This is a genomic window from Saccharomonospora sp. NB11 (assembly GCF_015910535.1).
GTDB lineage: Bacteria > Actinomycetota > Actinomycetes > Mycobacteriales > Pseudonocardiaceae > Saccharomonospora.
This window is the reverse complement of the sequence record NZ_JACBJG010000001.1, coordinates 1-12,157: the sequence shown is the minus strand read 5'-3', so window position 1 is coordinate 12,157 and position 12,157 is coordinate 1. Positions and strand designations below refer to the sequence as shown.

10 protein-coding genes are annotated in these 12,157 nt (G+C 68.8%); 4 read left to right on the top strand and 6 right to left on the bottom strand.

Annotated elements, in window-relative coordinates:
- Positions 1-8: 8 nt before the first annotated feature.
- Positions 9-824, bottom strand: a complete 816-nt coding sequence (locus tag JAV51_RS00040) for an inositol monophosphatase family protein (protein ID WP_197318504.1) — start codon at positions 822-824, stop codon at positions 9-11.
- A gap of 135 nt (positions 825-959) precedes the next feature.
- Between JAV51_RS00040 and JAV51_RS20510 the strand changes: the two genes are divergently transcribed.
- Positions 960-1,118, top strand: coding sequence for an AMED_5909 family protein (locus tag JAV51_RS20510; protein WP_374058963.1), 159 nt, complete (start codon positions 960-962; stop codon positions 1,116-1,118).
- Between the two features lie 58 nt (positions 1,119-1,176).
- Here the strand turns inward: JAV51_RS20510 and JAV51_RS00035 are convergent, their stop codons facing one another.
- The 3 genes from JAV51_RS00035 to JAV51_RS00025 form a co-directional block, all read right to left on the bottom strand.
- Complete coding sequence (locus JAV51_RS00035) at positions 1,177-2,385, bottom strand: acyl-CoA dehydrogenase family protein (RefSeq protein ID WP_197318503.1); 1,209 nt, start codon at positions 2,383-2,385, stop codon at positions 1,177-1,179.
- Positions 2,382-3,686 carry an acyl-CoA dehydrogenase family protein gene (locus JAV51_RS00030; RefSeq protein ID WP_231641055.1) on the bottom strand — a complete coding sequence of 435 codons (1,305 nt, stop codon included), beginning with the start codon at positions 3,684-3,686 and terminating at the stop codon, positions 2,382-2,384. The genes JAV51_RS00035 and JAV51_RS00030 overlap by 4 nt, the downstream gene beginning before the upstream one ends.
- A gap of 112 nt (positions 3,687-3,798) precedes the next feature.
- Positions 3,799-4,998, bottom strand: coding sequence for a TetR/AcrR family transcriptional regulator (locus tag JAV51_RS00025; RefSeq protein ID WP_197318501.1), 1,200 nt, complete (start codon positions 4,996-4,998; stop codon positions 3,799-3,801).
- 134 nt (positions 4,999-5,132) lie between these two features.
- On the opposite strand from JAV51_RS00025, the gene JAV51_RS00020 reads away from it, so the two are divergent.
- Positions 5,133-6,344: an acetyl-CoA C-acetyltransferase gene (locus JAV51_RS00020; protein ID WP_197318500.1), complete on the top strand. Its 1,212-nt coding sequence runs from the start codon at positions 5,133-5,135 to the stop codon at positions 6,342-6,344.
- A 16-nt stretch (positions 6,345-6,360) separates the two neighbouring features.
- Positions 6,361-8,529 carry a 3-hydroxyacyl-CoA dehydrogenase NAD-binding domain-containing protein gene (locus tag JAV51_RS00015; RefSeq protein ID WP_197318499.1) on the top strand — a complete coding sequence of 723 codons (2,169 nt, stop codon included), beginning with the start codon at positions 6,361-6,363 and terminating at the stop codon, positions 8,527-8,529.
- A gap of 483 nt (positions 8,530-9,012) precedes the next feature.
- Here JAV51_RS00015 and JAV51_RS00010 read toward each other — a convergent pair whose 3' ends face one another.
- Complete coding sequence (locus tag JAV51_RS00010) at positions 9,013-10,566, bottom strand: acetolactate synthase large subunit (RefSeq protein ID WP_197318893.1); 1,554 nt, start codon at positions 10,564-10,566, stop codon at positions 9,013-9,015.
- Positions 10,567-10,574: 8 nt separating this feature from the next.
- Entirely contained in the window at positions 10,575-11,957 is a 1,383-nt protein-coding gene (locus JAV51_RS00005; RefSeq protein WP_197318498.1) for an FAD-binding oxidoreductase, read from the bottom strand.
- On the opposite strand from JAV51_RS00005, the gene JAV51_RS20130 reads away from it, so the two are divergent.
- Positions 11,956-12,157, top strand: a 202-nt coding sequence (locus JAV51_RS20130) for a hypothetical protein (protein ID WP_231641025.1), incomplete at its 3' end; no start/stop codon positions are given. The two genes, JAV51_RS00005 and JAV51_RS20130, sit on opposite strands and share 2 nt — an antisense overlap.

Here is a 12,157-nt window from a genome sequence, read left to right as displayed (position 1 = left end):
TGAGTGAACTAACCGCCATCCGCTTCATCGCTGAGTACGGTGCTAAGTACGGGTACAACTTCGTTTGCCAACTTCTCGGCGGCGCACACCGTAGACGGGGAATCGAGACGGTATCCCGAACCATCTTCAGAGACGACTGTCGCTTTGGCCTCACGTGCCACGAGTGTGCCCGCCGCCATGTCCCAGGGCTTGTTGCTGAGGATGACGCAGGCGTCGGTTCGACCTTCGGCGACCCAGGCGAGGTCGAGGGAGGCTGCGCCGAACATGCGGACGCGTTCGACGTTCTCGGCGAGTGCCTTGGTGACGGCGAAGCGGCGGCGGTTCTTGTCGGCGGCTCCTTCTCCGGTGGCGTAGTCACCGATGGAGACGATGGCGCGGCTGAGGTCGGTTGTCTTGCTGGCGTGGATGGGCTTGTCGTTGCAGTAGGCTCCGCCGCCTCTGGTGGCGTGGTAGCGCAGGTTCAGAAACGGTGCGACGATCACGCCGACGATGGGTTCGCCTCGGTGGACCAGCGCTAGTGAGGTGGCGCAGAGCGGGATGCCGTGGGCGAAGTTCGAGGTGCCGTCGATGGGGTCGAGCACCCACACGTGCTCGGTGGTTTCATCGATCGTGCCACCGCCTTCTTCCTCACCGAGGAAGTCGATGTCCGGGGTGGCGCGGGCTAGGAAGTCGCGGATCTCATGCTGAATCCGCACGTCCAGCTCGGTCACGTAGTCCCGGTCGCCCTTGGCGCTGACGGTGCCCGGCGTTGAGGTGGTCATCAGGTCCGCGCCGATGTCGGCGGCTTCCTTCGCCACGGCGAGCAGTGCGTTCAGGTCCTTCACGCGGTGATCTCCTTGCTTCGCGCCCACATCGACTCGAACACCTGCGAGAACGTCTCGAACAGGCCCGGCGGACCGACCTGCTTCGCGACGACGAACGTGGGGGGACTCGACGCCTCGCGCGTCCGGTAGGTAGAGCTGCACCTGCGGAGCGCGCGCGTCTACGCCGAGGTCGCGGAGATCGACCGAGCCCACCACCACGAGGCGAGGTACTGGGCTGACCGGGAACGCCGCAAGGCCGAGGAGATCAAGCGCACCGGGGTTCACGAGGGGCCAGGGCGGACGGTGAGGGTCTGAACGCGAAAACCGCCCGTCACCGCGGAAAGTGCAGTGGACGGGCGGTTTCCCTCACGGTCTACTTCAGTTCCTTGCTTGTCTTCCCCAGCAACCTGCGGGCAACGATGAGCTGCTGGATCTGTTGCGTGCCTTCGAAGATGTCGAGGATCTTCGAGTCGCGCGCCCACTTCTCCAGCAGCGACTCCTCGGTGTAGCCGAGGGTGCCGGCGAGTTCGACGCACTTGAGCGTGATGTCGACGACCGTGCGGCCCGCCTTGGCCTTCGCGATGGACGCCTGCAGCGAGTTCGGCTTGCGGTTGTCCGCCATCCACGCCGCTTCGAGGGTCGTCAGGTACGCGGCCTCGTAGTCGGCTTCGAGCTGCAGGAACGTCGCCGCCGCAGCGTGCTGCGTGAGCGCGGGCTTGTCGTAGTCGATCTCGATGCCCGCCTCGTCGAGGAGCTTGCGGGTCTCCTCCAGCGCCGCGCGGGCGACCCCGATCGCCATGGCCGCCACCAGCGGACGGGTGTTGTCGAAGGTCTGCATGACCCCCGCGAAACCCTTCTTGGTGTCGATCTCCGGCGAGCCGAGCAGGTTCTTCGCGGGCACGCGGCAGTTGTCGAAGCGCAGCACCGCCGTGTCGGAGGCGCGGATGCCGAGCTTGTGCTCCAGTCGCACGACCTCGAACCCGGGGGTGCCCTTCTCGACCACGAACGACTTGATCGCGGCGCGGCCCTTGCTCTTGTCGAGCGTCGCCCACACGACCACGGCGTCGGCGCGGTCGCCGGAGGTGACGAAGATCTTCTCCCCGTTGAGGATGTAGTCGTCGCCGTCCTTGGTCGCCGTCGTGGTGATGGCGGCGGAGTCGGAACCGCAGCCGGGCTCGGTGATGGCCATGGCGGCCCACACCTTGCTGAAGCGTTCGAGCTGCTCGTCGTTGGCCACCGACGCGATGGCCGCGTTGCCGAGTCCCTGTCGGGGCATCGACAGCAGCAGCGCGACGTCACCCCAGCACAGCTCGATGGTGCCGAGCACGGTGAGCAGGTTGCCGCCGTTGCGGTTGCCGCCGGAGTTCTTGTCGTCCTTGCGGCGCACGCCTGCCGCGCCCGCGCCGCCTTCGCCGGAGGTGTTCAACCCGTCCAGCAACGCCGCGAGCATGTCCAATTCGGACGGATACGAGTGCTCGGCGCGGTCGTACTTGCGCGAGATCGGCCGGAACACCTCGGTCGCGGCCTGCCGGGCCTGGTTGACGAGCGCCTTGGCCTTCTTCGGGACCTCAAGGTTGATCATGCTGAGACGACCCCTTCCATGACGCCGACCGCGCGCAGGTCGCGGTACCAGCGCTCCACCGGGTGTTCCTTGATGAAGCCGTGCCCGCCGAGGAGCTGCACACCCGTGCTGCCGATCTGCATGCCCTTGTCGGTGGCGAGCTTGCGGGCGAGCGCGACCTCGCGGGCGTGCGACTTGCCCTGTTCCATGCGGGACGCCGCCCGCAGCGTGACCAGCCGCATGCCTTCCAGTTCGATGCCGATGTCGGCCACCTGGAACGCCACGCCCTGTCGGTGGCTGATCGGCTCGCCGAACGCCTCGCGCTCGTTGACGTACGGGATGACGTAGTCGAGCACTGCCTTCGCGGTGCCGCATGCGAGCGCCGCCCACGCGAGGCGCGAGGAGCGCACCACGTCGGTGAACACGTCACGCGTCCCGCCTCCGACGAGCGCACTCGCGGGCAGCGACACGTTGTCCAGCACGAGCTTGCCCGTGGCGGCGCCACGCAGACCCATCGCGGGCTCGGACTCGATGCTGATGCCCTTCGTGCCCGACTCGACGACGAACAGCGCCGGTCCGGCGCCCTTCGGGCCCTCCAGGGTCGCCGAGACGATGAAGAGTTCCGCCTGCGCGGCCCTCGGCACGAGGTTCTTCACGCCGTCGAGGCGATAGCCGTTGGGGGTGCGGCGCGCGGTGGTGCGCGGCGAGAACACGTCGAACAGCGGGACCTGTTCCTGCAACGCGAGCGCCGCGGCGGGCACGTCCTCGCCGGTGAAGGCGGGCAGGTAGGTGGCCTGCTGGTGGGCGTCGCCGTGTCGGACGAGCACGTTGCTCACCGCCGACGGCGCGAGCACGGCCACGGCCAGTCCGAGGTCGCCGTGGGCGAGGGCCTCGGCCACGAGGACGTTGGTGACGGCGGAGCGTTCGGAGCCGACGCCGCCGACCTCCTCCGGGATCCCGACGACCGTCAACCCGAGTTCCGCCGCTCGCGCGAGCAGGCCGTCCGGGGGAGCGAGCTTGTCGTCGGCCTCGGCCGCCGCAGGCCGCAGCTGCTCGGCGGCGAACTCCGAGACCGTCTCGACGATCATCTGCTGCTCGTCGTCGGGCGTCAGGTCGAACAGTCCCTTGTCGGTGGCGGGCGCGAGTCGCGCGGGCTTGCCGAGCCGGGTGGTCGCCTTGAACGTCCGCTGCGCCGCGCCTGCCACGCGGAAGCCCTGTTTCGTGGCCGTGGCCACGAGGTTCTCCACGGGCTTGCGCAGGCCGGTGCGGTCGAGCAAAGGACTTCCGGCGAGCCGGTTGAGCGCCGCGAGACCGAAGCCCATGGCGTCGCGTCGTGTCGCTTTCTGTCGGGCCACAGCATTCCCTCCGGTTTACCTACTCGCGAGTAGGTTAGCGGGTGTCCCTGCCGTCGCGCCAGTAGGGGTTGACAACGACTCAGTCGATCCCGAGCACCGCGTGCAGGAGGGTGGTCAGTTCCTCGACGAGGTTCGGACGACTCGCGACCCGGCGGGTGCGCGTGAGGTCGTTGGCGATGGTCAGCGCCGCGTGGACGGTGATCTTCGCCTCGCGGGTCTCCAGGTCGGGCTGCGCGGCTTCCAGGAGTCGAACCCACTGGTCGACGTAGTCGCGTTGGATACGCAGCAGTTCCGGACGGTCGCGCTCGTCGATGTGCACGTGGTCCACCGAGAACGCCACGAGCAGCTCCGGCGGGCCGGTCAGGGTCTGCACGTACGACGCGGCGAGTCTGCGCAACGCCTCCCGCTCGTCGGCGGGGGCGCTCGCCCGCAGGGCGTGATCGGCGGCGACCATCAACCGGTCGCCCGCGCGGCGGCCGATGGCGGCCAGCAACGCCGCCTTGCTGGGGAAGTGCCGGTAGACGCTCGGGCCCGCGATGCCCGCGGCCTTGCCGATGTCCTCCATGCTCACGGCGGCGAACCCGCGCTTGCGGAACAGCTCGGCGGCCTCCGTGAGCAGTTGCTCGCGACGCGACGGGGTGCCCAGTGCGCGTGGCGGAGGCGGCTCGGACGGGCCGTCGCCCTCGGGGAGTTCGACGTGCAACACGCGCAGCGCCAACGACGTCAGCAGGTCCGTGAACCGGCGCTTCGGCAGCGTGGTGCGGTGGACCGAGACGCTGCCGAACACCGACAACGTCGCCCAGCACAACAACTCCGCGTCGTCGTCCGACAGCTCGGGTCGCTTGCGCTGCAGTACTCGCGCCCACGCCGCGAGCATGGCCGTGGACCGACGGCGGATCTGCTGCTGGCTCTCGGCGTCGAGGTGACGTCCCTCCCAGCGCCACAGCGCGGCGACGTCCCGACGTTCCACCGAGCGCGCCGCCAGTCCGGTGAGCAACTCCCGGATGCTCTCGTACGACTCGGTGCGCCGCTCGTCGTCGAGCGCGGCCTCCGTGGCCAGCTCCATGTCGCGCAGCCCCGTGAGCAACACGTGCGCCAGGATCGCTTGCTTGTCGGCGAAGTGCCGGTAGAGGGCGGGGCCCGTGATGCCCGCCGCCGCGGCGAGGTCGTTGATGCCGACGCCGTGGTAGCCGCGTTGCCGGAACAGCTCGGACGCGACCGCGGCGAGCTGGGCCTTGCGGTCGCGTGGGCGCCTGTTCCTGCTGCTGTCGTCACTCATAACGCCTGGACACTCTAGCGCGCGTTGGCATCGTGGCAACCCCGACAACACGTTGACAACCTCGGACGATCCGGGATTATGTTAGTAGCGATTAGCACCACGAACGGCAATCTGCGCCAGGAAGGACCTCAGGCGTGAGTACAGAGGCGTTCATCTACGAGGCGATCCGTACGCCTCGTGGCAAGAACAAGGGCGGTTCCCTCCACGGAACCAAGCCGATCGACCTGGTGGTCGGCCTGATCGACGAACTGAAGGCGCGGCACCCGGGGCTCGACCCGGCGCTGATCGACGACATCATCCTGGGTGTCGTCTCGCCGGTCGGTGACCAGGGCGCCGACATCGCCCGCGCGGCCGCCATCGCCGCCGGGCTGCCCGAGACCGTCGCGGGTGTGCAGCTCAACCGCTTCTGCGCCTCCGGGCTGGAGGCCGTCAACCAGGCCGCGCAGAAGGTCCGGGCGGGCTGGGACGACCTCGTCATCGGCGGTGGCGTCGAGTCGATGTCGCGCGTGCCGATGGGCTCCGACGGCGGTGCGATGTTCACCGACCCCGCCACCAACTACGACTCCTACTTCGTGCCGCAGGGCATCGGCGCCGACCTCATCGCCACGGTCGAGGGCTTCTCCCGTGAGGACGTCGACGCCTACGCCGTGCGCTCGCAGGAGCGTGCCGAGGCCGCGTGGTCGGGCGGCTACTTCTCGAAGTCCGTGGTGCCGGTCAAGGACATGAACGGCGTGACCATCCTCGACCACGACGAGCACCGCCGTCCCGGCACCACGCTGGAGACGCTGGCCAAGCTGCGTCCCGCGTTCGCCGACCTCGGCGACTTCGCCGGGTTCGACGCCGTGGCGCTGCAGAAGTACCACTGGATCGAGAAGATCAACCACGTGCACACCGGCGGCAACTCGTCGGGCATCGTGGACGGCGCGGGCATCGTCCTCGTCGGTAGCGAGGAGATCGGCAAGCGGATCGGCATGGAGCCGCGGGCGCGCATCGTCGCCACCGCGGTCACCGGTTCCGACCCGACGATCATGCTGACCGGCCCGACGCCCGCCACCGAGAAGGTGCTCGCCAAGGCCGGCCTCACTGTCGACGACATCGACCTGTTCGAGCTGAACGAGGCGTTCGCCGCGGTCGTTCTCAAGTGGATGAAGGACCTGAACCTCCCGGAGGAGAAGGTCAACGTCAACGGCGGTGCCATCGCCATGGGCCACCCGCTGGGCGCCACCGGCGCGATGATCCTCGGCACGATGGTGGACGAACTGGAGCGCCGCCAGGCCCGGCGCGCGCTCGTGACGCTGTGCATCGGCGGTGGCATGGGCCTCGCCACGATCATCGAGCGCGTGTGAGGAACGAGAACAAACGATGACTGAATCCAAGACCATTCGCTGGGAGCAGGACTCCGACGGCATCGTCGTGCTCACGCTCGACGACCCCAACCAGTCGGCCAACACGATGAACGCCGACTTCCGCGAGTCGCTGCGCGTCACCGTCGACCGGCTGGAGGCGGAGCAGGACTCGATCACCGGTGTGGTGCTGACCTCGGCGAAGAAGACCTTCTTCGCGGGCGGCGACCTCAACGACCTGATCAAGGCCACCCCGGACGACGCCGCGGGCATCACCGAGATGACCAACGCGATGAAGCAGGACCTGCGTCGTCTGGAGACCCTGGGCAAGCCCGTGGTCGCTGCGATCAACGGCGCGGCCCTCGGTGGCGGTCTGGAGATCGCGCTGGCCTGCCACCGCCGCATCGTCGCCGACGTGCGTGGTGTGCAGATCGGTCTGCCCGAGGTGAGCCTCGGCCTGCTGCCCGGCGGTGGCGGCATCGTGCGTACGGTGCGCCTGCTCGGCATCCAGAACGCCGTGCTGAACGTACTGGTGCAGGGCCAGCGGCACCGGCCCGCGAAGGCGCTGGAACTCGGCCTCGTGCACGAGCTCGTGGGCTCGGTCGACGAGCTGCTGCCCAAGGCCAAGGAGTGGATCAAGGCCAACCCCGAGGCGCAGCAGCCCTGGGACGTCAAGGGCTACAAGATCCCCGGTGGCTCGCCGTCGAACCCGAAGTTCGCCGCGAACCTGCCCGCGTTCCCCGCGACGCTGCGCAAGCAGCTCAAGGGCGCCCCGATGCCCGCGCCGCGTGCCATCCTGGCCGCCGCGGTGGAAGGCGCCCAGGTGGACGTCGACACCGCGTTCAAGATCGAGACGCGGTACTTCGTCAGCCTGGTGACCGGCCAGGTCGCCAAGAACATGACGAAGGCGTTCTTCTTCGACCTGCAGCACATCAACTCCGGTGGCTCGCGCCCCGACGGGTTCGAGAAGTACACCGCCCGCAAGGTCGGTGTGCTCGGCGCGGGCATGATGGGTGCCGGCATCGCCTACGTGTCGGCCAAGGCCGGCATCGAGGTCGTCCTCAAGGACGTCTCCAAGGAGAACGCCGAGAAGGGCAAGGACTACGCCCGCAAGCTGGAGGAGAAGGCCCTCAAGCGCGGTAAGACCACCGAGGAGAAGTCCAAGGCGCTCCTCGACCGCATCAAGACCACCGGTGACGCCGCCGACTTCGAAGGCGTCGACTTCGTCATCGAGGCCGTCTTCGAGAGCACCGAGCTGAAGCACAAGGTGTTCGGCGAGATCGAGAAGATCGTCGAGCCGGACGCGGTGCTCGGTTCCAACACCTCCACGCTGCCCATCACCACGCTCGCCGAGGGCGTGGAGCGGCAGGAGGACTTCATCGGCATCCACTTCTTCTCGCCGGTGGACAAGATGCCGCTCGTGGAGATCATCCGCGGGGAGAAGACCTCCGACGCCACCCTGGCGAAGGTCTTCGACTACACGCTGCAGATCAAGAAGACCCCGATCGTCGTCAACGACAGCCGGGGCTTCTTCACCAGCCGCGTGATCGGCACGTTCCTCAACGAGGCCGTCGCCGCGGTCGGCGAGGGCGTGGAGCCCGCCACGATCGAGCAGGCCGGTGCGCAGGCCGGGTACCCGGCGCCGCCGCTGCAGCTGATGGACGAGTTGACGCTGACGCTGCCGCGCAAGATCCGCAACGAGACGAAGGCGGCCGTGGAGGCGGCGGGCGGCACGTGGACGCCGCACCCGTCCGAGGCCGTCATCGACCGGATGCTCGACGAGTTCGACCGCAAGGGCCGCTCGTCCGGCGCCGGGTTCTACGAGTACGACGAGAACGGCAAGCGCGCCGGGCTGTGGCCGGGGCTGCGGGAGGCGTTCAACAGCGGCAGCGGCGAGGTGTCGTTCACCGACCTCCAGGAGCGGATGCTCTTCGCCGAGGCGCTGGAGACCGTCAAGTGCTTCGACGAGGGCGTGCTCAACTCGGTGCAGGACGCCAACATCGGGTCGATCTTCGGTATCGGGTTCCCCGCCTGGACCGGTGGTGTGATCCAGTACATCAACCAGTACGAGGGCGGGCTGAAGGGCTTCGTCGCGCGGGCGCGTGAACTCGCGGAGCGCTACGGCAGCCACTTCGAGCCGCCGGCGTCGCTGGTGGAGAAGGCCGAGAAGGGCGAGATCTTCGAGTAAGTCTCCCCAGGGTCTGTAGCCAGGGCCACCGGCCACCCGCGCCTGCGGGTGCCGGTGGCCCTATCCGTGTCGCGACCTCCCGAACGCGAGTCCGCACCTCTCGCACTCGTGTCCGCAGGCCCTGCGCTCGTGTCCTCGGGTTGCGTACGTGTGTCCGCACCTCTCGTACCCGTGTCGTCAGGTTGCGCGCGGGTGGACGCATCCCGCGACGCCTGTCAGCAGGCCTCGTACGCACGCCTGCGGTTTCTGTACGACCGGCTGCCCGGACGATCAGTGCGGAGGGATATGGGTCCGGCCGAACCGTTCTGTGTCGCTGAAGTGCGGACACAGGTACGCCGCCCGCAGACACCCGTACCGGAACTACGGACACAGGTACGCAGCTCGCGGACACGCGCGCGCAGCCTGCGGACACGACGTCGTCAAGCGAGGACACGCGCGCGCAGCCTGCGGACACGATGGGCTGGGCCCCGGGAGGGGCCCGGGTCAGAGCAGGGGCGGGACCATGGCTTCGATCAGGTGGGGGCCGGGTTCGGACACTGCGCGGCGGAACTGCTCGGCCAGCTCCTCCGCCGTCCTCGCGCGCGAGGCGGGAACCCCGAAGCCCTCGGCCATACGCACGAAGTCGAGGTCCGGGGTGGACAGATCGAACAGGCTGCTCGCCTTCGGCCCCGACGACTCCGCGCCCACCCGTTGCAGCTCCATCCGCAGAATCGCGTACGCGCGGTTGTTCAGCACCACCGTGGTGACGTTGAGGTTCTCGCGCGCCTGTGTCCACAGTGACTGGACGGTGTAGAGCGCGCTGCCGTCGGACTCCAGGTTGATCACCGGCCGGTCGTCGGCGGCGATGGCGGCACCGGTGGCCACCGGCATGCCCTGTCCAATCGCGCCGCCCGTCAGGGTCAACACGTCGTGCCGGGGCGCTCCGGCAGTGGCCATCGGGATGAGCAGACCGGAGGTGTTCGCCTCGTCCGAGATGATGGCGCCCTCCGGCAGCAGCGCGCCGATCACCTGAGCCCAGTTCTGCGGCGTCAACTCACCGGTCGGGAGTTCGGGTCGCTGGGCGGGGGACAGGTCGGGTTCGACGTCGGCCGCCACCTCGTCGGCCAACTCCTCCAGCGCGGCGACGACGTCGTCACCCAGCTCGGCCAGCGTGTGCACCTGAGCGCCCTCCGGCACCAGGTTTCCGGCCTTGCCCGGGTATGCGAAGAACGACACCGGCGCCTTGGTGCCCGCCACGACGACGTGACGAATGCCGTCGAGCTGGTAGGCCACTTGTTCCGCCAGATAACCGAGGCGCTCGATGTTGGGCAGGCCCGCGCCGCGCTCGATGCGCGCCGGGAAGGTCTCGGCGAACGGTTTGGCGCCCGTCGCCTTCGCGATACGGCTGAGCGCGCGGAGCCCCGCCTCGCGGCAGGCCGCGCCACCCACCAGCAGTGCGACGGGCTCGCCGCCACGCAGCACCTCGGCGACCGCCTTCACCGTGTCGGAGTCCACCTGACGCGGCGACCGGGACGGCACCGGAGCGGCGGGCGTGCCGCCGTCGCCCCACGACACGTCGGCGGGCAGGATCAACGTCGCCACCCGGCCCGGGGCGTCCTGGGCGGCGGCCACCGCCGCCGCGGCGTCGGCACCGACGTCGGCGGCACTGGCCGAGCGTCGTACCCAGCCCTTCAACGACCCCGCCACGGCCTCGATGTCGGACTCCAGGGGCGCGTCGAGTTCCTTGTGATACGTGGCGTGGTCGCCGATGATGTTGACGATCGGCGTGTGGGCCCGGCGCGCGTTGTGCAGGTTGGCGAGCCCGTTGCCGAGGCCGGGGCCGAGATGCAGCAGCGTCGCCGCCGGCTTGTCCGCCACGCGGGCGTACCCGTCGGCGGCACCCGTGACCACGCCCTCGGACAACCCCAGCACCCCGCGAATCTGTGGCACGTCGTCGAGCGCGGCGACGAAGTGCATCTCCGAGGTCCCTGGGTTGGTGAAGCACACGTCGACGTCGGCGTCGACGAGAGTGCGAATCAACGACTGGGCACCGTTCATGGCCATGTCTAGTCCTCCCGGCCGAAGAGCACACCGGGGTTGAGAATCCCGGCCGGGTCGAACGCCCGCTTCACTCGGCTCATCAACTCGATCTTGACGGGGTCCTCCAACTGGAGGAAGTGGTCCTTCTTCGCGCGTCCGATACCGTGCTCGCCGGAGATGGCGCCGCCCAGCTTCATCCCGGCGGCGAAGATGTCGTGAAGCAGTTCGGCCAGGACGGCCGGGTCCTTCTGGAACACGGCGAGGTGCACGTTGCCGTCACCCGCGTGGCCACAGCCGACGACACCCGAGCCGGTGCGGGTGGCGGCCTCCTGCGCGGCGGTGAGGAAGTCCGGGAGCGCCGAGCGCGGCACGACGACGTCGAGCACCTCGTCGGCTCCTGCGGCCTTCGCCGTCCAGAACGCCTTCTCTCGCGCCTCGATGAGCTTGCGTGCGGAGGAACCCTCCAGGACGTAGACGTCGGCGGCGCCGAGCTCGGTGAGCATCGTGCCTAGTGCCTCGACGTCCTCGGCGAGCCGATCGGCGTCCCGGTTCTCCAGCCCCACGACGAGGTACGCCTGGGACGCCTCCCGCACGGAGTCGGGAACACCGAGGGACAGCTCCGCGGTGTGCGTGATGGCGGCCATGGTGAGGGCGTCGATGTATTCGAGGATGTGGGGCGCGAGTCCGCTGGACACGACCTGCGGGACGGCCGTCATCACGGTCTCGAGGGTGGGGAAGGGGGCGAGCACCGTCGCGCCGTGCTGCAGTCGGGGATGGAGCTTGACGATGACCTCGGTGGCGAGCGCGAGCGTGCCCTCCGACCCGATGATGAGTTGGGTGAGGTCGTATCCGGTGGACGTCTTGACCGTGCGGCCTCCGGTGCGGATGAGCTCGCCCGTGGGCAGAGCGGCTTGGAGGCCGAGGACGTTGTTGCGGGTGACGCCGTACTTGACGGCCCGCATGCCGCCCGCGTTGGTGCCGACGTTGCCGCCGACGCTCGCGCTCAGTTCGCCGGGGTAGACGGTGTAGCCGAGACCGACCTCCGCGGTCCGCTCGTCCAGTTCGGACAGAGTGACCCCGGGCTGCACGACGGCCACGTGGTTCACCGTGTCGATGTCGAGGATCGCGTTCATGCGCTCGAAGGAGACGACCAGGCCGCCTGCTCGCGGTCGCGCGGCGCCGGAGAGTCCTGTTCCGGAGCCACGAGCCGTCACGGGCACGCTTTCCTCGGTGGCGAGCCGTAGGACGGCGGCGACTTCGTCGGCGGACGCGGGTTTCACCACGTGAGCGGGCCGGGTCTTTTCTCCGACGAGTGCCTCGTCGCCGGTGTAGTCCTCACCGACGGCGTCGCCGCTCACCACGTTCTCGGCGCCGACGATCTCGGCCAGCCGCTGTGCTACGTCGCCCATGGCCGAGCAGCCTAGTACGGCCGAGCATCCCTCGGCTATGAATCATTCTTGTCCCTTATACACATCTAAACAAAAAACCGCGATCCCGACGCTGTTCTGCTCGTTCATGCGCATTCTCTACACGATCGCACCTGTCCGTTTCTGCGGCCTGAATTGCACGATCGTCACTACTACGCTGCCGCTCATCCCCCCCCTTCTAA

Excerpts from the sequence above, each read along its gene's own strand:
- JAV51_RS00030 (WP_231641055.1), bottom strand. The coding sequence starts at position 3,686 with ATGGGCTTCGGTCTCGCGGCGCTCAACCGGCTCGCCGGAAGTCCTTTG.
- JAV51_RS00015 (WP_197318499.1), top strand. The coding sequence starts at position 6,361 with ATGACTGAATCCAAGACCATTCGCTGGGAGCAGGACTCCGACGGCATC.
- JAV51_RS00005 (WP_197318498.1), bottom strand. The coding sequence starts at position 11,957 with ATGGGCGACGTAGCACAGCGGCTGGCCGAGATCGTCGGCGCCGAGAAC.
- JAV51_RS00025 (WP_197318501.1), bottom strand. The coding sequence starts at position 4,998 with ATGAGTGACGACAGCAGCAGGAACAGGCGCCCACGCGACCGCAAGGCC.
- JAV51_RS00010 (WP_197318893.1), bottom strand. The coding sequence starts at position 10,566 with ATGAACGGTGCCCAGTCGTTGATTCGCACTCTCGTCGACGCCGACGTC.
- JAV51_RS00035 (WP_197318503.1), bottom strand. The coding sequence starts at position 2,385 with ATGATCAACCTTGAGGTCCCGAAGAAGGCCAAGGCGCTCGTCAACCAG.